The organism is Stenotrophomonas sp. LARHCG68 (assembly GCF_052871705.1).
The window spans coordinates 154874-177068 of the sequence record NZ_JBIXJV010000001.1 but is presented as its reverse complement, the minus strand read 5'-3'; the positions used below and the strand labels follow the sequence as shown (position 1 = coordinate 177068).

The 22195-nt window shown below is 65.5% G+C and carries 19 protein-coding genes and 1 tRNA gene; 10 read left to right on the top strand and 10 right to left on the bottom strand.

The genetic code is table 11. The annotated features are described in order from the left end of the window. Positions 1-18 precede the first annotated feature (18 nt). Positions 19-2103, bottom strand: a complete 2085-nt coding sequence (locus tag ACIPR8_RS00750) for a gluconolaconase (protein WP_446539863.1) — start codon at positions 2101-2103, stop codon at positions 19-21. Positions 2104-2191: 88 nt separating this feature from the next. Between ACIPR8_RS00750 and ACIPR8_RS00745 the strand changes: the two genes are divergently transcribed. After that, positions 2192-2647: a hypothetical protein gene (locus ACIPR8_RS00745; RefSeq protein WP_446539862.1), complete on the top strand. Its 456-nt coding sequence runs from the start codon at positions 2192-2194 to the stop codon at positions 2645-2647. A gap of 18 nt (positions 2648-2665) precedes the next feature. On the opposite strand, the gene ACIPR8_RS00740 is transcribed toward ACIPR8_RS00745, so the two are convergent. Next, positions 2666-3439 (bottom strand): lytic transglycosylase domain-containing protein, encoded by a 774-nt coding sequence (locus tag ACIPR8_RS00740; protein WP_132865832.1) that lies wholly within the window; start codon positions 3437-3439, stop codon positions 2666-2668. A gap of 106 nt (positions 3440-3545) precedes the next feature. Between ACIPR8_RS00740 and ACIPR8_RS00735 the strand changes: the two genes are divergently transcribed. Continuing rightward, the gene (locus tag ACIPR8_RS00735; protein WP_446539861.1) at positions 3546-3869 is read left to right on the top strand and encodes a hypothetical protein; all 324 of its coding nucleotides are present in this window, start codon (positions 3546-3548) and stop codon (positions 3867-3869) included. Positions 3870-4061: 192 nt separating this feature from the next. Here ACIPR8_RS00735 and ACIPR8_RS00730 read toward each other — a convergent pair whose 3' ends face one another. Together ACIPR8_RS00730 and ACIPR8_RS00725 are read right to left on the bottom strand one after the other, a co-directional pair. Then, positions 4062-5135 carry a chitinase gene (locus tag ACIPR8_RS00730; protein ID WP_446539860.1) on the bottom strand — a complete coding sequence of 358 codons (1074 nt, stop codon included), beginning with the start codon at positions 5133-5135 and terminating at the stop codon, positions 4062-4064. 226 nt (positions 5136-5361) lie between these two features. Continuing rightward, positions 5362-6315 carry a hypothetical protein gene (locus ACIPR8_RS00725; RefSeq protein ID WP_446539859.1) on the bottom strand — a complete coding sequence of 318 codons (954 nt, stop codon included), beginning with the start codon at positions 6313-6315 and terminating at the stop codon, positions 5362-5364. Positions 6316-6507: 192 nt separating this feature from the next. Between ACIPR8_RS00725 and ACIPR8_RS00720 the strand changes: the two genes are divergently transcribed. Next, positions 6508-8256 (top strand): acyl-CoA dehydrogenase family protein, encoded by a 1749-nt coding sequence (locus ACIPR8_RS00720; RefSeq protein ID WP_446539858.1) that lies wholly within the window; start codon positions 6508-6510, stop codon positions 8254-8256. Between the two features lie 48 nt (positions 8257-8304). On the opposite strand, the gene ACIPR8_RS00715 is transcribed toward ACIPR8_RS00720, so the two are convergent. After that, positions 8305-9804 carry a SulP family inorganic anion transporter gene (locus tag ACIPR8_RS00715; RefSeq protein ID WP_446539857.1) on the bottom strand — a complete coding sequence of 500 codons (1500 nt, stop codon included), beginning with the start codon at positions 9802-9804 and terminating at the stop codon, positions 8305-8307. A gap of 244 nt (positions 9805-10048) precedes the next feature. On the opposite strand from ACIPR8_RS00715, the gene ACIPR8_RS00710 reads away from it, so the two are divergent. The 4 genes from ACIPR8_RS00710 (at position 10049) to ACIPR8_RS00695 (ending at position 12678) form a co-directional block, all read left to right on the top strand. After that, positions 10049-10891, top strand: coding sequence for a class I SAM-dependent methyltransferase (locus tag ACIPR8_RS00710; RefSeq protein ID WP_446539856.1), 843 nt, complete (start codon positions 10049-10051; stop codon positions 10889-10891). Between the two features lie 169 nt (positions 10892-11060). Next, positions 11061-11702, top strand: coding sequence for a CDGSH iron-sulfur domain-containing protein (locus ACIPR8_RS00705; protein ID WP_446539855.1), 642 nt, complete (start codon positions 11061-11063; stop codon positions 11700-11702). A gap of 14 nt (positions 11703-11716) precedes the next feature. Next, positions 11717-12013: a hypothetical protein gene (locus ACIPR8_RS00700; protein WP_446539854.1), complete on the top strand. Its 297-nt coding sequence runs from the start codon at positions 11717-11719 to the stop codon at positions 12011-12013. A 368-nt stretch (positions 12014-12381) separates the two neighbouring features. Further along, complete coding sequence (locus tag ACIPR8_RS00695; protein ID WP_192287810.1) at positions 12382-12678, top strand: hypothetical protein; 297 nt, start codon at positions 12382-12384, stop codon at positions 12676-12678. Between the two features lie 13 nt (positions 12679-12691). Here ACIPR8_RS00695 and ACIPR8_RS00690 read toward each other — a convergent pair whose 3' ends face one another. Both ACIPR8_RS00690 and ACIPR8_RS00685 read right to left on the bottom strand, forming a co-directional pair. Next, positions 12692-14110, bottom strand: coding sequence for a sensor histidine kinase (locus tag ACIPR8_RS00690; RefSeq protein ID WP_446539853.1), 1419 nt, complete (start codon positions 14108-14110; stop codon positions 12692-12694). Positions 14111-14199: 89 nt separating this feature from the next. Continuing rightward, positions 14200-14898: a response regulator transcription factor gene (locus ACIPR8_RS00685; RefSeq protein WP_446539852.1), complete on the bottom strand. Its 699-nt coding sequence runs from the start codon at positions 14896-14898 to the stop codon at positions 14200-14202. Positions 14899-15451: 553 nt separating this feature from the next. Between ACIPR8_RS00685 and ACIPR8_RS00680 the strand changes: the two genes are divergently transcribed. Both ACIPR8_RS00680 and ACIPR8_RS00675 read left to right on the top strand, forming a co-directional pair. Further along, positions 15452-18439, top strand: a complete 2988-nt coding sequence (locus ACIPR8_RS00680) for a TonB-dependent receptor (RefSeq protein ID WP_192287813.1) — start codon at positions 15452-15454, stop codon at positions 18437-18439. Positions 18440-19023: 584 nt separating this feature from the next. Then, positions 19024-19758, top strand: coding sequence for a response regulator transcription factor (locus ACIPR8_RS00675; RefSeq protein ID WP_192287814.1), 735 nt, complete (start codon positions 19024-19026; stop codon positions 19756-19758). A gap of 382 nt (positions 19759-20140) precedes the next feature. Here the strand turns inward: ACIPR8_RS00675 and ACIPR8_RS00670 are convergent. The 3 genes from ACIPR8_RS00670 to ACIPR8_RS00660 all read right to left on the bottom strand — a co-directional run bounded on the left by ACIPR8_RS00670 (position 20141) and on the right by ACIPR8_RS00660 (position 21785). Continuing rightward, positions 20141-20216 (bottom strand) — tRNA-Ile (locus ACIPR8_RS00670). A 10-nt stretch (positions 20217-20226) separates the two neighbouring features. After that, positions 20227-21390 carry a tyrosine-type recombinase/integrase gene (locus ACIPR8_RS00665; protein WP_446539851.1) on the bottom strand — a complete coding sequence of 388 codons (1164 nt, stop codon included), beginning with the start codon at positions 21388-21390 and terminating at the stop codon, positions 20227-20229. A gap of 2 nt (positions 21391-21392) precedes the next feature. After that, positions 21393-21785: an Arc family DNA-binding protein gene (locus tag ACIPR8_RS00660; protein ID WP_446539850.1), complete on the bottom strand. Its 393-nt coding sequence runs from the start codon at positions 21783-21785 to the stop codon at positions 21393-21395. Between the two features lie 105 nt (positions 21786-21890). On the opposite strand from ACIPR8_RS00660, the gene ACIPR8_RS00655 reads away from it, so the two are divergent. After that, entirely contained in the window at positions 21891-22124 is a 234-nt protein-coding gene (locus ACIPR8_RS00655; protein WP_446539849.1) for a helix-turn-helix transcriptional regulator, read from the top strand. Positions 22125-22195: the final 71 nt, after the last annotated feature.

Sequence of the window (22195 nt, the reverse complement as noted above, 5' to 3'; positions counted from 1 at the left end):
CCTGCCGGAGGATCGCCGTTACTGGACCCTTATCGGAAGCTCGGTTCCCGCCATCGCCTCATTGCCGCTGTAATCCTTCGCAGTGATGCGGATCGTGTAGTTCCCCGGCAGCAATTCCGCTGGTTGCAGCAGGCCGGTGGCCAACAGGCCGTCACGCACGGTGTTGGTCAGCACGTAGCGGAAACGCGTGCTGCTGCTGCCATGCACGGTGATGCCGCTGTCGGCGGCATAGGCCACCTTTACCGCCTCGCGTTGTGGCGGCATGCGGTTGAAGAGGATGTTCATCCGTGGCTGCGCATAGCCGGGCAATGCACGACCGTTGCTGTCCAGGATCTGGTAACCCAGCGCGTAGAGGCCAAGACGACGGCGCGGCAGGTTGTCGTCGACCTGGTCCCACGCCTCCACCACCAGTTGCAGGCCGCTGTCATCACGGGGCACCCGCAGGCGGCCATCGACCTTCGTCACCAGGCGCTGGTCATTGGCATCGAGCAGCGCGATGTCGTCGATCTTCGGCGCGACGTGATCGGCGTAGTTGGCAAACCCCAGACGCACCGCGTTGCGCTCGTAGCCGGACGGTCCCACCGCCAGGTGCACGTGCGCCTGGTTGTTGATGCTCCCCAGGGCGTCGCCCGGCTGGAAGCGGGTGCCGCGGCGCACGCGCACGCGATCAAGGCGGCCGCTCTCGTCATCGAGCAGCTGGAAACGCGCGGCGTCCAGCGGGCGGTTGCCGGCATCACGCCCCACCTTCATGTGGATGTAGTCCAGCTTGTCCAGCGAGAACCCTTCGGCCTGGCCGCCCAGTGACCAGGTCGACGCGGGGCTGCTGACCTTCCCGGGCGCAATCGCCAGCACGGTCTGGCCGACATCGCCACGCACGTCGAAACCGCTGTGCAGGTGATGGCGGCTCTCGCCGCTGAAGTTGCCACGCACCTCGCCCAAGGTCCCGGTCACTTCATGCCAGCCCAGTTGCGGTGCCAGCGGCCACCGCCGCTGGTTGGCCGGCAACGGGTTGTCCGGCGAAGGCCCCAGCACGGGCGGCGACGCCTGCAGGCCGCCGGCTGCCGGTGCCAGGTGATGGACACGGTAGGCATCGGCATCGGCCATCAACAGGCTGCCGTCCGGGGCCAACGCCAGGCCGGCCGGTCGCGCGAAGCGCTGTGCGTCATTGCCCGCCACCGCCACGATGTGGCCGTGCGGCGAGACCTGCACCACGCGACCGCTCAACCGCTCGCTGACATAGACCACGTCGTCGTGCGTCACCGCCAGCGCCATTGGTCCCCACAACACACGCTCCCCGTCGCGCATGCCCACGCGCGTGCTGACCGTGCCCTCGGGGCTGATCACGCGCAGCGCATTGTTCTGCAGGTCGGCGACCCACAGGTTGCCGTGCGCGTCGAGCTTCAGGTCGGTGGGCGTGTCGAACCGCGCCACCGCACCGGCGCCGTCCTCCCACCCCGGGCGTTCGCCGCCGGCCAGGGTCGCAACCTGTCCATCGGGCGTGATCACGCGGATGCGATCGTTCCAGGTATCGGCCACGTAGATGCGGTCATCCGCTCCCACGGTCACGCCCATCGGCCCGTTGAAGCGTGCCTGCGCGCCCACACCGTCGGCGAAGCCCGGCGTACCGTCGCCCGCCACGGTACTCACCTGCCCCTGCGGGGTGATCCTGCGGATGGCATGGTTGCCGGTATCGGCCACGTAGAGGTTGCCGTGGCGGTCCAGCGCGATGCCGGACGGTGTGTTGAATGCCGCCGCCGCACCCTGTCCGTCGGCAAAGCCTTCGCGGCCACCGGCCAGCAGCGTGAAGGCCCCGCCCAGCAGGTCGCGGTAGAGGATCCGGTTGTTGTCGCCGGCATCGGCCACGAACAGCACCGTGCCACCGAGGGCCACGCCCCACGGGTCGCTGAAGCGCACCTGCGCGGCACTGCCTGCCGCATTGCCGGCAACGCCGTCACCGCCCAGCAGGTCGATGCGGGCCTGCCAGCCCAGCGGCGTGGGCGCCGGGCCCACCGGGCCTTTCGGCGTCGGTACCCACAGGAAACTTGCCGCCAGGGCAGCTCCGGTAACGACGACGACGGCCGTAATCCAATGCTTGCGATCCATGTACACCCAAATGATTGCCGAGCCGGCACGATAGACGCTGATCGACCGGGGCGGAACCTGCCATCGGTCCCGACCCCCGGAGCCCACCATGACCACTCGCCTGTACCTGCACACCACGCCCATCACGCTGCAACCGGCGCATGGCGAGGCCATCGCCCTGGCGCTGTCGCTGGACCGCTTGCTGGCCGAGGGGCTGGCGCGCTTTCCCCCGAGCGAGGCAGCGATCGAACGGGCCATCGCCACCACCGAGGATGCACTGATGCCACATGTGGTGGCACTGCGCGCGCATCCCCTGGAGGCCCTGTGGGTGGCCGATGACGGCCTGGCTGCGTTGCCAACGCTACTTGGTGATGAAGCCCGCACGCGTTGGCACATCGACGCGGTGGAACGCGCCTTCAACCTGCTGGCCGACGTGGCCGCCGGCTTGCCCGCACATCGTGCCGGTTTGCCTGCGCAACCGCGCTTCATCGCCGCGCTGGTGGTGGTGCGTGAACTGATGCACCACGTGGGCTGGCAGCAGCTGCAGCTGCCACAACCCGCTTGAGCCCATCACGCCCGGCCGCTACTGCGCGGGACGCTCCGGGCCATTGCCCATCGCCTGCCGGTAGGCGCTGTACAGCGCCAGCACCTTGTCCACGTACTGTCGCGTTTCCGCGTACGGCGGCACGCCGCCATAACGCGTGACCACGCCGATGCCGGCGTTGTATGCCGCCGCCGCGAGGGTACGGTCACCGTTGTAGCGACGCAGCAACGACTGCATGTAGCGCGCGCCACCGTTGATGGACTGCGCCGGCGACAACGGATCGGTCACCCCGTACTCCGACGCGGTCTCCGGCATCAGCTGCATCACGCCCTGCGCGCCCTTGGGTGAAATGGCCTTCTCGTCGAACGCACTCTCGGCATGTGCCACCGCGCGCAGCCACGCATCATCCACGCCGGTGGCCTTGGCGGCGGCACGGAACTGCCGAGCATGCCGGTCCAGCTGCGGCGTGCCCACGCGTCCCAGGCCGGCGTGCGCCGGTTCGCCCGGCGGAGTGGCCACGGTGAAACGCAGGTAGGGCGTCGAACCGGGCAGGTTGCGGGTGGAGTACACCTTCCGGCCGTCCTGCTCACGCTCGTACAACGTGCCACTGAACACCCCGAAGTTGCCCCACAGGTTCGGCGCCTGCACGGCGTTGTCGTCCACCGTCATCGCCGTGCAGCGCGATCCCGGTTCCGGCGCGGTGGCCAGGCTGACCGTGCCCTTCTGCACGCAGCGGTAGACGGTGCGCGCCTGCAACGGCGCACACAGCCCGCACAACAGCAACACCATCGCAACCGCAGCCGCGCGTGACATGCCGGAACCACATCATGGGAAGGGGCGATGATGCTGGGCCCGCGCGTTTGAACGGCAGGTGATGAAAAGTGCGGCAGAATGAATGGCCGCCTTCCGGCCTGCCACCATGCCCAACGCCGTCCCCCTGCTGGGCTTCGCCACCCCGCTGTTCCATACCGGTCGCAACACCAGCGTACGGCGTGGCCAGCGCTGGCATGGCGCGCCCCAGGCCTGCATCGAATATGCGCCGGGGCAGCTGTCCGCCCCGCTGGAACTGCGGACCGAACTGCGCCGCTTCGACACCCTGACCGCGGCCGACCTGGCCGATGAGCACGACCCGGCCTGCCGCACGCCCCCAGGGCTGCTGGCCGTGATGCAACAGCTGTATCCCGGCTTCGAGCAGGACGAGACCGTCACCCTCGTGCACTTCCAGTGGCCCGCATCCTGGTAGGAACGGCCCCGGCCAAAAAGCCAGCACACGCCGGGAACCACCCCTCCCCCACCCTCCCCCTTCGCTGCGCGAAAGGGAGGGCGCAGTTCGCCACGACCTGCACCACGCCGTAGGCGTGGCCTCGGCCGCGAAGCCAGCGGCCCCCCGACCGCCTGCGCCGCCCGGGGTTTCGGCCGGCACCTACCGGGGATGTCAGCGCGTGCTGGCCGCGCGCAGGTGTGCGCCTACGGGTGCGGAGAACGCACGGTTGTCGGTGACGTCCCAGTTGATCGACCAGGTCATCACGCCACGGAACGTCGGATGCGGCTGCGCCGGGGTGACTTCATCGCAGTTGGAAGCGATGGTCAGGCAATCGAAGGCACGGTTGATATCGGCCGGCGTCGCGTAGCCATTGCCTGCCGCACGCAGCCCCGATGGCAACGCCAATGCCACCTGGTCCGCGCGCAGGCCTTCGAAGCGGCCCTTGCCCCCGGCCAGCGGGAAGCCCTCGATCAGCATCTTCGCCGAGCCCACCATCATGTCCACGCTGCCACCGGGGTACTTTTCGGCGCGATAGGGCGTGGGCAGGCCGCCGTTGTTGTAGAGCTGCACGTGCAGCAGGTCCAGCTCGGCGCGCAGGCCATCGATCAAGGGCAGGTAGGCGCCCCAGATGCCTTCCATCGAGACGAAGCCCCCCTGCACGTACGGGTGTTCCGGCGCCATCGACACGTACAGGTTGGGGTACATGCCGTGCAGGCGCTTCACCGCCGAGATCAGGTGCGGCACCACCGGCGCGTCATGCGTGACGCCGGCGATCTTCTCCAGGTCGATGTCGATGCCATCCAGCCCGAAGGTGTTGATGGCCTCGGCGGTGGTGCGCACGAAGTTGTCCTCATCGCGCTGCGTGTTCAAGGTCACCGTGCCCAGCTCCCCCCCGAAGGACAGCACCACGATGCGTCCACGGGCACGCTTGGCGGCGATGTCGGCGATGAGTTGCGCGCGGTCCAGCGCCGGGTCGGGGTTGAACGCCACCTTGCCTTCGCCCATGTCGTCGGCAAAGGCCAGCACGATCACGTCCCAGCTGTCGTCGACCTGCGATACCGGCAACACGCCCTGGCCGTTGTCGAAGTTGTGCAGGTAACCGACCAACGCATGCCGTGGCAATGCATGGCTATGCCCGGGCGTGACGCCGACCTGCGTCGCCGCAGGCGATGGTTCCGTCTTTGCCTGACAGCCAAACGTGGAAGCCAGTGCCAATGCACAGGCGAGAACGGTGATCGACTTCATCGTGGTCCCTGGGTTGGAAGAACCCCGATTCTAGGCACACGATCGCCCCGAAAATCACGGAAAAACAATTGGTTATGAAACCTGTCCGATAATGGCGCCGGGTTGTCCTGGCGATGACCCGTGTGCAGCGCAGCAGGGACGGCGCGCGGCCGTGGATATGTGTTCGGCATGTCCACGCCTTGCCCACCCTTGCCCTTCCGCAGCCGCTGCAGGGGACAGCGACGACTCAGCTGCAGGTCTTCATCCGCCGCTCGGCGTCCCAGAGCGCACGCCTTGCCATGTCATAGGCGCTGTCAGCGGCGCTCGGCAGGCTGTGTTCGGCCTCCACCGGATCGGCACCGTTGTTGAAGCGGTACTCCACCCGCTGCAGCGCGTCCAGGTGCGCCAGCACCGGCACCATCCAGCGCGTGCGCTGCTCGGCACTGCAGCGCGGGTAGCGCCGTTCCAGATCACCCACCGCGACGCGGATGCGACGACTCGCTTCGCCCTTCAGGTCGGGCGCCTTCTCGAACCGGATCGGCGCTGCCTTGTAGACGTCGCCGGTGGCTTCGCTGCCCAGGTCGGCCTTCTGCTCATGCAGATTGGGGTTGAAGGCCACCGGCGGTGGGCGACGGGCCTGCGCCGGCTGCACGTCGCGCCCATGCACCACGCGCGCGGCCATCGCATACGGGGACTCACCGGGCTTCTTGCTGTCCTCGAACATCTTCGTCACCGCCCCTTCCAGCGGCCGCTCGCCCACGCCGCTGGCCAGCGCGTCGCGGTGCTCGAACACCTGCTCGGTCGCACTCTTCTGCCGGGCCGTCGACGCCTCCGGCACGGCCAGCGTGCCGTCCTTTCCATACAGCCGCTGCGACCAGGTGCCGGCCGGGATGGTCGCGGTTGCGACGGGCGCAGGGGTGGGCGTGGCCGGCGCGGTCACCGCGACCGGCCGCTCGGCCGGCCCGGTGCGGGCAGCCACGACGGGCGCGGCGCTCCGTGCAGGCACGGGGGCCACGATCAGCGGCGCGGGCAAGGTCCCTTCCGCGGCCAGCCAGCGCAGCTGAATCCGCGTCTCGCGCCGTACCGGCGTGGCTTCGGGCATCTGCAGCAACAGCCGCGCCAGCGTGGAGAGGAAAGCCAACGCAACCGCGACCGCCGCAACGCGGTTCCACAATGGCTCGGGCGAGGCCTGATAACGCATGCATCTCCATCAAGGGGGTGAATCCGCGGGACGACGACCGGCCCGCCATCGCGGGGCCGTGGCAAGCACAGACCGGGCGTGGCACGGCGAGTTCCATGATTGTGCCGGGCGAATGTGTGAACCTATGGCAATGGGCTGAGCGTTCATTCAGCCAGCCATCGTTCGTTGCCTGTCCTTCCAAGGAGTTGTTCCGTGACTACCGCAGCATCGCCGAACCTGGATGAAAGCATCGCCAAGCAGCGGTTCTTCGGCCATATCGCCGAGGACACGCTGTTCCCCTATCCGCAGATCCGCGAACGTGACCGCGAGATGCTCGGCGCGATGACCGATGCCATCGACCAGTTCCTGGGGGAGAAGACCGCCGAACTGCGGCAGTACGACCGTGATGCCGAACAACCGCCAGCGTTCATCCAGGCCCTGCGCGACATGGGCCTGTTCGGGCTGATCATTCCCGAGGAATACGGCGGCATGGAGCTGTCCAATGGCGCCTATGCACGCGTGCTGGGCCAGACCAGCAGCCATGACAGCTCGGTGTCGCTCACCGTCGGTGCGCACAGCTCGATCGGCATGAAGGGCCTGCTGCTGTTCGGCAACGATGAACAGAAGCAGCGCTACCTGCCGAAGCTGGCCAGCGGCGAGATGATCGCCGCGTTCTGCCTGACCGAATCCGGCGCAGGCTCCGACGCCGCCGCCATCCGCACCAAGGCTACCCGCAACGACGACGGCACCTGGACGCTCAACGGCGAGAAGATCTGGATCACCAACGGCGGCATCGCCGATTTCTACACGGTGTTCGCGCGTACCGACACGCCCGAAGGCAAGGTCACCGCGTTCATCGTCGAGGCCGGGTGGGAGGGCGTCAGCCATGGCCCGCACGAGGACAAGATGGGCATCCGTGCCTCATCCACCACCACCGTCGCCTTCAACGAGGTGCGCGTACCGGCCGCCAACGTGCTGGGCCCGGTCGGCAAGGGCTTCAAGGTGGCGATGAACATCCTCAACAGCGGCCGCACCGGCCTGGGCGGTGGCGCGGTGGGCGGCATGCGGGCGCTGATCCGCATGGCCTGTGCGCAGGCCAGCGAACGCAGGCAGTTCGGCCAGCCCATCGCCGAGTTCGGGCTGGTGCGCGAGAAGATCGCGCAGATGACCGCCGACTGCTTCGCCGCCGAAAGCACGGTGTGGATGGTGGCGCACCTGATCGACAGCGGCCGCACCGACTACTCGGTGGAAGCGGCGATGAGCAAGGTATTCGCCAGCGAAGCCGTGCAGCGCTGCTGCTACGAGGCACTGCAGATCGCCGCCGGCAACGGCTTCATGCGCGAGCTGCCGTACGAACAGATGACCCGCGACACGCGCATCCTGTCCATCTTCGAAGGCACCAACGAGATCCTGCGCCTGTACGTGGCACTCAATGGCCTGAAGGGCGTGGGCGCGACGCTGGCCGAGTTGCAGAGCGCGGTGGGCGGCATCTTCAATGACCCGATCAAGGGCTTCGGCGTGCTCGGCGATTACGCCGGGCGGCGCGTGCGCGAGGCCACCGGCTACGGCACCGGGCGCATCCGCGCACCGCTGGACGATGCGCTGCGCCCGTTGGCACGCCTGTGCGAAAAGTACGCGGTGGAGCTGTCCAAGGCCTCCGACCGCCTGCTGCGCAAGCACGGCAAGCAGATCGCCGACCAACAGCATGCGCAGAAGCGCGTGGCCGATGTCGCCATCGACCTGTTCGTCGGCCTGTGCGTGCTCTCGCGGGTGGAAAGCCTGATCCAGGCCAAGCACCCGGCGGCGGATGATGCGGTCCGGATCGCCCGCCTGTTCGCCCGCCAGGCGCGCCGTCGCATGGCCCGCAACATCCGTGGTCTGGAACGCAACGAGGACGAGATCATCGAATCCCTGGCCGCCTCGGTGCTGGAGCGCGGCGGCTATGCGTGGGACGTGATGTAAGCCCACGCCCGCAGGAGCGGCCTTGGCCGCTCCTGCGATGCTCGTCGCTCAGCGCCCTGCCGGTGCATCCTCCAGCGCCACTGCTCCTTCGCGCAGCACCCGCCGCAACAACATCCGTCCCTGGCGGTCCAGGCCGTGCACGCGTGGTTTCACGCCGTGGTGGCGATAGCGGCTCACCACTTTCTCCAATGCCGCCACGGCGGTGATGTCCCACAGCTGCGCGCGCGACAGGTCGATCACCACCGTACGCCCCTGCGCGGCATGCGGGTCGAATGCATCGATGAACGCGTCGGCCGAGGCGAAGAACACCTGCCCGCTCACCGCGTAACGCAGGCTGCCATCGGCATCGTCCTGCCTGTCCACCCGCAGCAGGCGCGCCACCTTCAGCGCGAAGAACACGCCACTGAGCAGCACGCCCACGCCGACGCCGGCGGCCAGGTTGTGCGTGCCCAGCGTCACTGCCACGGTCGCCAGCATCACCACGCCGGAAAGCCGCGGATGCCGCACCAGCGCGCCGAGGCTGCCCCAATCGAACGTCGACACGCTGACCATCACCATGATCGCCACCAGCGCGATCACCGGCACCTGCGCCACCCATGGCTTGAGCAGCACCATCAGCACCAGCAGGAACACGCCGGCAAACAGCGTGGACAGCCGGCCACGCCCGCCGTACTTCACGTTGCCCACGGTCTGCCCGATCATGCCGCAGCCGGCGATGCCGCCGAACAGGCTGGTGGCAATGTTGGCGATACCCAGGCCAGTGCATTCGCGGTTCTTGGAACTGGGCGTATCGGTCAGCTCATCGACCACACGCGCGGTCATCATTGATTCCAACAGTCCGACCATGGCGATCGCCAGCGCCGGCATGGCGATGATCCGCAGCGTCTGCAGGTCCAGCGGCAACTGCGGCAGTCCCATCCAGTGCGGCAGCGATTCGGGCAACCGGCCAAGGTCCGCCACCGTCGGCAGGTCCAGCTTCAACCACGCCGACAGCCCACTGAGCACCACGATGCAGATCAGCGGCGAGGGAATCGCGCGCACACCGGGCAACGGTAGTCGCGGCAGCCCGTAGATCACCAGCAGGCCCAGCGCCAGCATCGCCCAGGTCGCGGTGGTGGCGCCCTGCAACTGCGGCAGCTGCGCGGAGAAGATCAGGATCGCCAGTGCATTGACGAAGCCGGTACGCACCGAACTGCTGACAAAGCGCATCAGCACGCCCAGCCGCAACACCCCGAACAGCACCTGCATCACACCGGCCAGCAGGCCGGCGGCGAGCAGGTAAGGCAGGCCATGCGCGCTCACCAGCGGTGCGGCCACCAGCGCCACCGAGCCGGCTGCGGCAGTGATCATCGCCGGCCGCCCGCCGAACACCGCGATCACGATGCTCAGCACGAACGAGGCGAACAGGCCGACCTGCGGGTCCACGCCCGCCACGAACGAGAAGGCGATGACCTCGGGGATCAGCGCGAAGGTGGCCACGGCACCGGCCAGCATTTCACGCAGGGGATGGGCGCGCCATTGCGCCAGTTCGGTATTCAGGAAGGACATGCGAGCAGGCCGCCCTGCATGGCAGAGGCGGCGGGATCCGGGGGGAACAGGCCGCGAATTATGCCTGCTGCCATCAACCATCGTGGGTCGCGGTGAGTTCCCGGCAGACCGTGCACATCCGAAATCACCCCTCCCTTTCGCGCAGCGAAGGGGAGGGCTGGGGAGGGGTGCCGTTCACGCCAACCCGAGCCCCCCCATTGCCCCCTGCGGTAGCATTCCCTCCCTCGCACCACGCCTCACCCCAATGCCCCACTACACCGGCCCCCTGCTCACCCGCCCGCTGCTCGACCAGCTGCAGACCGCACTGAAGAAAGGTGCCAGCGAAGCGATCGCCTCGTTCGACCTGGGCCACAGCCAGGACCCGGTGGGCCTCGCTCCGGACGGCTGGCAATGGCGCGGCCAGGCCTTCCCCTGGCCGGCCAAGCTCAAGGACCGCACGCTCTACTACTGGGACGGCGAGGAATTCAGCCCGGCTTCGCGTTTCGGCAGCGGCCTGTACAAGCTGGTGCCCACCGACTGGGGCGTGCCCACCTTCGAGATCGACGGCATCAAGATGCTGGTCAGCGCCCAGCTCTCGCCGATGGACGATGCGCGCCGCAAGGTGGCGCTGGTCGAACCGCGCGGCAAGCGCATGCTCGATACCTGTGGCGGCATGGGTTACTTCGCCGCCTGCTGCCTGGACGACGGCGTGGCCGCCATCCACTCGTTCGAGAAGAGCCCGGAAGTGCTGTGGCTGCGCACCCTGAACCCATGGTCGCCCGACCCGGACAGTCCCCTGGCCGGTGGGCGCCTGCAACTGGTGCACCGCGATGTCTCGCAGCAGATCGCCACGCTTGGCGACGCCTCGTTCGATGCCATCCTGCACGACCCACCACGCTTCGGCATCGCCGGCGAGCTGTACTCGCAGGTGTTCTACGACCAGCTCGCGCGCGTGCTGCGCACCGGCGGGCGGCTGTTCCACTACACCGGCGCACCGAACAAGCTCACCAGTGGCCGTGACGTTCCGCGCGAAGTGGCCACGCGCCTGCAGAAAGCTGGCTTCAAGGCCGAACTGGCGCTGGACGGCGTGTTCGCGATCCGCCGCTGACCCGCGGGAACAGCCCCGGCCGCGATGCCGGGCTGCCTGAATGCGCACATGCAGTGGCGCGCATCGTCGCGCATGCAAGCCGCGTCCGTTCCGCGAGCGGGGACGCGCCTACCCACGGGTGTTTCACATCCGGCGCGCGACACTGGGCGCTCCGAAGCGGAGGCAGCCCATGGCAACCGAAACCGTTCGCGGCACCACCGTCACCCTCCATTTCGACGGCAGCCGGTGCATCCACTCCCGCAACTGCGTGCTCAGCCACCCCGATGTCTTCGTGCCCAACGTGGCGGGGGAATGGATCCACCCCGACGCGGTCAGCGCCGAGGAAGTGGAACTGATCGCCCGCAACTGCCCTTCCGGTGCCATCCGCTACGAATTCAATGACGGCAGCCATGCCGAACCGGCGCCCGTGGTCAACCTGGTGCACGTGCGCGAGAACGGCCCGTTGGCCTTCAATGCACCGCTGCGCATCGCCGGCCAGGATGAGGGCATGCGCGCCACGCTATGCCGCTGCGGTGCGTCGGAGAACAAGCCCTTCTGCGACCACCGCCACGTCGACTGCGGCTTCACCGCCACCGGCGAGCCGGCGGAACGGAAGTCCGAAGCCCTGGCCCAGCGCGACGGCCTGCTGCAGGTCATGCCAACCCGCGACGGTCCGCTGCATGTCGTCGGCAACCTGGAAGTGGTCAGCGGCACCGGCCGCACCCTCGACCGCGTCACCGAAACCTGGCTGTGTCGCTGCGGCCATTCCGCCAACAAGCCGTTCTGCGATGGCTCTCATCGCAAGGTCGGCTTCACCGCGGACGGCGAGTAGACGGGAGTTCCCGCATGCGTGCACTGCAGCTACGACTCACTGCCGATGAAGGCGTTGCCCAGGCCATGCTGGACATGCTCAAGGGCATGGACGACGTGGCATGGGCCGAGGACGCCGCCGACCTGCTTCCCGACGTCACCGACCAGGACAGCAGCTCCGCCGGCCTGAGCGACAACCAGGGCCCGGGCAATCACCTGATCCGGGTCGAGGTCGCCAGTGACAGCGCCACCGAACGGGTCATCGATGCCCTCCAGGCGCTGGCCGAACGGCTCGGTGCGGTGCTGGAGATCGATCCGGACACGGCGGACTGACGTCCCGCCGCACCGCATCGCACCGCGACGACGGCACCGACGCGTGCGGCATGCAGCGCGCACATAAGCGGCTTCATGCATCATCCGGTCAGTCCATCCCGAAATCCCCGCCCACTCACCATTACTCACCGGGCAGGTGAAAGTGCGTGCGTGCAAAGCGCAATTCCGATCAATAGATTTAGGCACCAGATCACAATCATCCTGCCTTGCGAGGCTTGCGCAACCACGCCGGTTGCCACCTCAGACATACGCATATGTTCGTATATTCCGTGAGATCCGAGGGAAGCTCGACCCATCCCGTGATGCACCTGACGGACTGGCCCGAGATCTGCTCAGCCAATGCGAGCCATCTGGAACGGAGCCTCGGCGTGGCGCTGAGGACGGAGATACGCAGGAAGTTCCAGGCCGGCGCTCCCGTCCCCTTGCCGCGGAGCAAGCCCAGCAATGGCGTCAACATCCATCTCTCGGCCAGCGAATCACTCAAGGTGCTGGTACACAACGAGCTGGTGAAGAACCGGATGAGCCACGAGGCGCTGGCCAGGTCGCTGCGCATGCCGCCTCCTTCTCTCGCGCGCGCACTGGACCTGGAACAACCGGTGGACGTGGACCTGCTCTCGAGCATGGTCGCGGCCGTGGGCAAGCGACTCATCGCCTACATTTCCTAGGCCGGCGGCCGCGTCAGCGCCCGCTTTCCGCTTCCGCCTCGGCCAGCTCCGCCAGCGCGTCGGCGAAGCACAGGGAAATCGTCGTTCCCACACCCGCCTGGCTTTCCGCGTTCACGCTGCCCCCGGCCCGCTGGACCAGGTCGCGCACGACCGACAGACCCAGTCCGCTTCCCTGTCCACGCGGCTTGGTGGTGAAGAACGGCTCGAAGGCATGTGCCAGCACGTCGCCCGCCATGCCCGCCCCGGTGTCGGCAAGGTCCAGCACCAGGCGGTCGCCATCCCGGCGTGCCCGCAGCAGGAAGCGACCGCCACCAGGCATGGCATGGTCCGCGTTCGCGGCCACGTTCAGCACCATCAGGTCGAACTGCATCCGGTCGAAGAACAGCGCCGGCAGGTCCGCGCCAAGGACGACATCAACCTTCACGTCCGCGCCCATCAACTGCCGGATCATCGGCACCAGCGCCTTCAACGCCTCGCCCGGGTCGAACCACTCCTCCACGCCGTCTTCGGCGCGGGCAAGCGACAGCAACCGCCGCGTGAGCAGGTTGGCCCGGTTCACCGCCGAATCAACGCCCACCAGTGATTCCCGCATGTGCGCCGCATCGCCGGCACGCAGCCCGCTGCGCACGTACCCGCCCGCCACCGCCAGGACGTTGCCGAAGTCATGCGCGACGCCGCTGGCGAGCCGGCCCACGGCTTCCATCTTCTGCGCCTGGACCAACTGCGCGAACGTGCGCTCACGCTCGGCCATTTCCTCGGTCAAGCGCCGGTTGGCCACGTCCAGCGCATCACCGCGTGCCCGTGCCTCGCGCAGGCTCTCGCGCAGCGCGACCGAGCTGCGGTCCAGCACCACGGCAATCATCAGGAAGATGGCGGTGCTGAAGGCGGCATCGCCGAGAAGCTCGACCGCCTGGCCCTGCTTGTCGATGTCCACGGCGATTCCCAGCCCGAAGGCCGCGGCGATGCAGAGGAACATCAACCACAACGCCATGCGCCCCACGGCCAGTGCCGCGATCGCCATCCAGATGGCCAGCACCGGCTGCTCGAACCGCTGCCCGCCGAAGCCGGCAACCAGGTAGGCGGGAATCACGGTCGCGGCGAACACCGCCAGCAACGCATGGGAGGCTGCCCTGAACTTCCCCTTGCGCACCAGCACCAGGCTCAGCGCGGAGATGGCGCTGACCGACAGGCCGAACACCATGCCGGTGACTTCGCCCGGCCGCCACGGGATATCCACCAGCAACGCCCGGTAGCACCAGGCGGCCGTCGGGAGCACCGCCAGCAGGAAGGAAACCAACTGGAGCATCGGCGCATTGCGCCGGTCCACCGGATCGGCGACCGGCACGTCCCGCACCCAATGCAGCATCGACCGCCACCGCTGCAGGCCCCGGGCCAATACGCTCCCAGGCACCGCCACGATCTTGTCTTCCACCTGCCTGCTCTCCCCGGAATACCGATCTGTCGGCTGCCCAAGCGGCCAGCCCCTGCTCCCCCGGGGCCATCATATCGGCTGCCCCGGGGTTACAGCAGCAACAGGTAACCGATGCCGCGCACCGTGGTCAGCGGCAGCTCGCAGCCGGTGCCGGCGAGCACCTTGCGGCGCAGGCGATGGATCAGCATCTCCAGCCGGTGCAGGTCGAAATCGTCTTCATCCTGGCTCAGGTGCCCGATGACCGCTTCCCGCGACACCACCCTGCCCCCCGCCTCCGCCAGCAACGCCAGGAACAGCCGCTCGGCCCGGGACAGGGCCACATCGTCGCCGGCGGGCGTGGCGATGCGCCAGCCCTGTGCGGTCAAGCGCCATCCCGCTGCATCCGGCGCCGACATTGCCACGGCGGAGGTGCCGCGCCGCATGACACTGCGTATCGTCGCGGCAAGCACGTCCACGCCGACCGGCTTGGAAAGATAGGCGTCAGCGCCCTGCTCCAACCCGTGGACGTGGTCATCGGCACCACCTCGCCCGGTCAGCATGATGATGGCGGCATTGCCCAGCCGGCGCAGGTGCTGCACCACCGCGAAGCCACTCTCATCGGGAAGACCGACATCCACGACGAACACATCGTAGGAGCGCAGGCTCAGTGCCCGGTACAAGGCCAGCGCACTGCCCACGCCCTCGACCTCGAACCCTTCCCGCTCCAGTCCTGGAAGGAGGATCTTCCCGCGCAGCTCCTCCTCATCCTCCAGCACCATCACCGACCAGCCGTTCGTTTCCCGCTGCATATCTTCCCTTTGCTGCAACCCGTGCGAATGGCCGCGCCTGAACCGCAAGCATTCTTCTTCCAACAGCCCCGAACGAGGCAGTGCCTTCCCCCGCAGCAGCTTCGTTGCTCGTCGTGCCCGTGATCAAGCTGGCTCACTGGCTTGAGCTTCACACACCTGCCCGGAATCCAACGATCTGCGCCTGCGCGTCAGGCTTTCTCTCTCTGCGTTTCCCGCCTCGGGGCCGACTGCCAGGAAAGAGCCTGAATGCGAAAGTCAGCGCACATCCTGCCGTCAACTGCGCCCTTCACCTTAAATTTCCGGCAGACGAGCAACGGAAATGATCGTATCCGGCGACGTGTCCGCGCCTCTCTCAATTTCAAAAAATCTCTTCAATATTTCATTTTTGCCTATTCATATTTGTAGTTTATTTCATGCCGCATTTCGATGACCAAAACTGAATCTTCCATTACAGTCCGGTAGCTTCGTTCAACTTAGGTACATCTGTAACGATTCAGCCGTTTCTCGGTCATTTCCGGGCGAAGCGCATTCTTGAGTAGGAGAGAGAACCCTAATGAAGACAGTTAAAGTACTGACCCGTTCCGCTCTTGCCGTTGCCCTGATGGGCGCGGTGATGAGCTTCGGTGCAAACGCGCAGTCCACCTCCGGCGCCATCAGCGGTTCGGCGGATGCTGGAAGCACGATCGTTATCGAAAGCACCACGGGCCTCTCGCGTACCGTGGTGGTCGATGCCAACGGTCGCTACAACGTTGGCAGCCTGCCGGTGGGCAGCTACACCGTGAAACAGGTCAAGGACGGCGCCACCGTCGGCACCCGCAACATCACCGTTGCAGTGTCCTCCACCACGGACGCTTCGTTCGACGCCACGACGCTGGCCGCCATCGAAGTGGTGGGTTCGCGCATGCAGCCCATCGACGTGACGCAGGTCGACTCACGCATGGTCATCACTGCCGAGCAGTTGGCCAAGCTGCCCATCGCGCGCAGCGCCGACGCCATCGCGCAGTTGGCTCCGGGCGTCATCCAGGGTTCCAGCGACTTCGTGAACGCCTCGAACGGCCAGCGCCTGTCATCGTTCGGCGGTGCCTCCATCTCGGAGAACGCTTACTACATCAACGGCATGAACGTTACCGACCCGCTGAAGGGCTTCGGTGGCATCGAACTGCCCTACGGCTCGATCGAGCAGCAGGAAGTGCTGACCGGTGGCTACGGCGCTGCCTACGGCCGCACCACGGGCGGCGTGATCAGCCAGATCGGTAAGCGCGGTACGAATGAATGGAAATTCGGCGGCCAGCTGCAGTGGACCCCCGAGTGGGGCAAGGGCGCGCCGCGCAACACGTACTACTCCGACGCACTTCCGGGCGACGTGGGCAGCAAGGACCTGTACCAGTACCGCGAGGACAACGTGGGCTGGTCGACGGTGCAGAGTGCCTATGTCGGTGGCCCGATCATCCAGGACAAACTGTATGTCTTCGCGTCGGTGGAAGGCGCCCGCTCCGAGGATTCGCTGGTAGGCACGAAGTCCTCGTCCTCCCAGATCTCCGAGCGCACGTTCAAGGACCCGAAGTGGTACGCCAAGGTCGACTGGAACATCACCAACGACCACGTGATGGAGCTCACCGCAGCGTCAACGGAGCACAAGTTCTCCGCCAACAACTACCAGTACGACTACGGCACCTTCCGCCGCGGTGACTACCTCGGCAACGCGACTGCAACCGACACCAAGGCATTGATGTGGATCGGCAAGTACACCGGCTACCTGACTGACAACCTGACCGTCAGTGCCCAGTATGGCGAGCAGACGACGGACCTGAAGTCCAATCCGGACAACAAGTACTCCAACCTGATCCCGGTCGGTGGCAGCGCGAACCAGAATCCGGCCTTGAACGGCGGCGTTCCGATCACCAATGCCAACAAGCTGGCGCAGCTCTCCGACCCCAAGCACCAGACCTTCGGCGCGAACTATCGCCTGGACGTCACCTACCATCTTGGCGATCACGCCATCACTGCCGGTATTGACAACCAGCGGACCGAAGACCGCAATGACAGCACCATCATGGCACCGGATGCCGGGTTCTATTGGCTGTACGGCCGCAAGGCCAATCCGATGACCGACATCAGCGAAGGTGAAGTCGACGCGCCGGGCAAGTATCCGGGCGGTGAAGGCGGCTACTTCGTTTCCAAGTACATCCAGGAAACCCTCGCCTCGGTCAAGGTCACGCAGCGTGCCCAATACATCGAGGACAACTGGCAGGTCAACGACCGCTGGCTGGTGAAGCTGGGTCTGCGCAATGACCAGTTCATCAACTACAACCCGGAAGGCCAGGCCTACATCAAGCAGACCAAGCCGCAGTGGGCGCCGCGACTGGGCTTCGCCTGGGACGTCAATGGCGATGGTACGTTCAAGGTGTACGGCAATGCCGGACGCTACTACCTCGCGCTGCCGACCTCGCTGGCGGCACGTGGTGCCGCGGGCTCGATCTATACCAACGAGTACTACACCTACACGGGCATCGATGCGAACGGCAACCCGACCGGCCTGACCCCGATCGACACCATCAACGGCCCCGGCGTGCCCTACTCGGCCAACCGCGAGTACGGCCAATCCCCGGATCCGAAGACGGTCACCGCGAAGAACCTCAAGGCGCAGTCCCAGGATGAGTTCATCGTTGGCTTCGACAAGGTCTTCAACGAGAGCTGGAACTACGGTGCCAAGCTGACGTACCGCAAGCTGAACAACGCCATCGACGACACCTGCTACATCGAGAAGTTCGAGGAAGTGGCTGCTGCCCAAGGCATCGATACCACTGGCCTGCGCGGCTGCTACTTCTTCAACCCCGGCGATACCGCGGTGTTCAACCTGCCCGATGGCAAGGGCGGCTACAGCGAGCTGACCCTCACCAACGCAGACCTCGGCTATCCGGCCGTGAAGCGTACCTACATGGCGTTGGATGCCTACATCGAGCACCCGTTCGACGGCAAGCTGTGGGGGCGCGTGACCTACACCTTTGCCCACAGCCGCGGCAACACGGAAGGCCAGGTGAAGTCCGACATCGGCCAGGGCGACATCTCGGCCACGCAGGACTGGGATTACCCGTACCTGATGGAGTACGGCAGTGGTCGCCTTCCGAACGATCGGACCCACCAGCTCAAGGCAATGGGCATGTGGCAGATCAACCCGGAATGGAGCGTCAGCAGCACGCTGCAGATCATGAGCGGCACGCCCAACTCCTGCCAGGGTGCCTATGGTCCGGATGAAACCTATCCGGCCTACGCGGGCAACTACTACCACTGGTGTGGTGGCAAGCCGGCCAAGATGGGCGACGCCGGCGAAACGCCCTGGATCAAGAACCTCAACCTCAATGCCGAGTACCGTCCCTCCTTCGCCGACGGCAAGCTGGCCTTCTCCGTCGACGTGCTGAACGTGTTCAACGAACAGAAGGCTACCCGCCTGGATCCGGACTACAGCCCGGGCACTTATCGCCAGGTTCTGTCCTGGCAGGCCCCGCGTAGTGTGCGCCTTGGCGTGACGTACGACTTCTGATCCACCGCTGCAAAAGGAAGGGGGCGCGCAAGCGCCCCCTTCTGCTTCTTCCCCGACATGAGTGCCTCTGTTGCACCACGCATGTACCCGCGCCGATGACATCCCCAGCGCAGCCTTCTCTCACCCCTCCTTGGGTGCTGGCACAGCACGACACCTGGTGATCGGATACGCATCCATCCCAGTCATGCCCTGCAGGTCTTACAGATCGTGCAGGCCATCCCCGCATACGGTGTCAGGCGCAACGAACCAGTCAGAAAGACAACGCGTGTGCGAGTGCGTGCCTACCTTCCAGGCACCGAGCCTCAGGCAATGATTCAAACCCCATGACGGCATCATCCTTATGTACTTTCGGCGATGAAACAGGTTGTCGCAGTGCGCGTCGCGACAGAAATGCTGCATGAGCCTTCATCTCGTCGCCGTTCATGGGCAGTGCGTGGATTCCACGGCAGCCTGCAACCAAACGCTGACACTTAATGAGATATTGGGAAGAATTTCATGTTGTAAGCTCGAAAGGCGCCAAGACTTGCCTCCGTGCTCGCGGCCTCTGGTTCATTTCGCGCGAACCCACTGACTGAGTCGATCACATGTCCAACCGCACACAGGTCAAGGAAGTTCTGATCGTCGAAGACGACATTGCGTTCCGCGAAGAAGTCCTGGCTCCCCGCCTCAACGACGCTGGCTTCAAGGTCCTGCGCGCGACCAACATCCGCGAGATGTATCGCGAGTTGCTCGTGAACGAACCTTCCCTGGTACTCATGGATGTCAGTCTCCCGGATGAAAGTGGCTTCAGTGCACTCAAGCACCTCAAGGGCGTGGCGAAGTACCCGATCATCATGATGGCCGATCACTACTCTCTGGATGAGCTGCTCCTGGGACTGGAGAATGGCGCCGATGCCTATCTGCCCAAGAGCATCGATGCCACAAGCCTGATCGCGACGCTGCACAGTTCCATCATTCGACACGGCCGGCTCGACTCGCACATCAACGTTGTTGACGAAGAACACGCCGGTGCTCGGAATCCTGAGATGGAGTGGCATCTGGACCACATTTCATGGCACATGCTTTCCCCCAAGGGGGTCAGGATCTGGCTCAACTCCGCCGAACGAATCATCGTCCGGCACCTCTGGTCATCGCAGGGGAAACCCGTGCGACGCGAAGTCCTGATCGAATCCCTCACTGCCGACATGAAGGGCTTTGATCCCCACCGCCTTGAAGTCGTCATGCACCGGCTGCGCAAGAAGGTGTTCGATCTGGCAGGTGAACACCTGCCTGTTAAAACGCTGCGCAACATTGGTTATGCGATGTCACAGCACGATTGACGTCGGCGAGCATCGCCCCGCACCCGGGCTTCCGTGGGACATCACTGACTCAAGCGGCAGGATGGGCCGTGCCCTTCGACACAGCTCCAACTTTCCTGTTCCCGCGGCCAGCAAGACCTGCGCGTCATGTGAATGGCCGGAAACCGGGGCCCCAGGTCCGGGACTTCGATTCACGGCAATACCACCGCACTGCCAGCACCAGGCGTGCCCCGGATCTCCCGGCAACGCAGCCGGCCCACTTCGTCGGTTTCAGAACTCTGACGAGATCGGGGAGGATGCAGCCTCAGCATTTCGTACTGGACTGCACAGCGGAAGCATCAACGCACCAAAGCCCAGCCCATGCAATCAGCGCAGCTCGCGGCAGGCGACGTTGAAGTCGCCATGGTGGGCCCACCAGGATTCGAACCTGGAACCAAAGGATTATGAGTCCTCTGCTCTAACCGTTGAGCTATAGGCCCTGCAAGGGTTTCAAGCCGATTTCTTGGAGGGCCGGTGTAATTTCCGTGTAAACCTGCTGCTGGTGAGCCTGCCCTGAAGGGCGTCCATCGCATCGTGCATTGAAGCGGCGTGAGTGTAGCGTTCCGCCATGGCCCTTGTCTTCCATCCACCCATCATCTGGATGGTCGCCGCATCGAGGCCTGCGTGCGCTGCATTGGTCGCCGCGGTGTGGCGCATGGTGTGCGGAGTGCAATGCTTGGTGATGCCTGCACGCTCCACACAGCGAGCGAAGACGGTGTTCATCTGGTACGCCCTGCCCGACTTCGCCCGCTTCGACGGGAACAAGTAGTCCTCCCCATCCATGCCGGCGGCGTAGTCCACCAAGTAATCGGAAAGGATCTGCGGCATCGGTTGTTCCCGCCTGCCGGCCTTATCGTGGCGAATCCACAGAACCCGCCGCTCCGCATCCACATCACTCGCGCGCAGGCTGAGCGCCGCCTCGTGTCGCAGGCCGGTGTAGAGCGTGATCATGATGAAGGGGTGGGCCAGGTCCGATTGATCGTTCGCTGCCGCCTTGAGCAGGCGTTGCGACTCTGCCGGCGTGAGGTAGACCAGCTTCCCCTCTGGCTCGGCCTGGCGCGCCAGCAATGGCACCGCGGCCAGCATCTTCCGCCGGCGCATCGTGTTGAGCATGTGGAGCAGTGCGGACCGCTCCCGGTTGATCGTGGACGGTGCCGCACCCTCGCCCTTCCGCTTCGCCACGTAGGCCAACCAGTCATCATCCGAAAGGCGTGATACCTGGATCTGGCCGAGATGCGGCTTCAGGTGCTCCCGAAAGCGCATCTCCTTCGTCTCCAAATCACGGCCATCGTGCTTGGCAAGGTACTGCAGGTAGTCGTCGGCGGCTCGTGCGAGCGACAGGACGGCCCTTTGCTTGCTGCCAGCCACCCCATGCGCTGCTGCGCGCTTGTCGGCCTTCAGCGAAGCCACAAGGGCTTCTGCCTGCGTCCGCGTGTAGCCCTCCGACTCCAACCCGACAACCTGGTGATGCCGCTGTCGGTTGACCATGACATTCACTGACCACCGGCCATCGCCGTTGGTCAGCCGGGTGTACTCGATTCCGCGCTCACTGATGGTCTGCCCAGGCTTCAGCCCGCGCATGCCGGTGCGTGTAAGTTTGGAGAAGGCGGTCAAATCTAGCCCTCAAGCCTCGGCAAGCTTTCCTTGACGTCATTCAAGAGGGCGTCGAATTCTTCAGCCATGCGGTCATGTTGCCGCTTGAGCAACTTCGACTCCCGCTCTTTTTGAAGGATCTTCCCTTCAAGTTGATCATCGCGGCAACCATCCACCCGCTTCCCTTTCAACTCCCTCAGTTCGTCGCCCACTCGCACCCATTCAAGAACGCAATTGCTCATCTCTTCGGCCCTTCGGTCGAGCAATTGATAGGTGAGCTTCGTGTCGAACGATCTTTCCAGACGTGCGACGAGCTCCGCATTTAGGGACCTCCCCGCCTTCTGCGCGGATTCCTCAAGCATCGCCTTGAGGTCGGCAGGCATGCGGAGGCCATACGGGTTGATATCTCTAGACATAGCCAAGCATAGCTACACCGTGTGTTGACATGCAACCGGAATCAGTGCAACCATTTGGTTACACCGTAGCTCACGGTGTAACCAATACTGCTTGGAGGCGTTCAGATGGAAAGAAATGAAGTTCAGAACCACTGCAAACCCGGCGGCCGCGTCCGCGGGCACGAAGCTGCCATTTATTTGGGAATGGCCGAACAGACCCTAGCGCGGATGCGTACCGAAGGCCGCGGCCCCCGCTATCTGAAGATCGGCGGACGAGTGTTCTACCGCCTGGCTGATCTTGACGCCTACATCGAGGCGGCTGTCATCGAGACAACCGATAGCCGTGCACTGGCCGGCTGAAAAGAGAACGGCCCGAGCGGTTGCACCCGCCCGAGCCGTGGAAGCCAAGACCGAACCCCTCTAAGGAACGC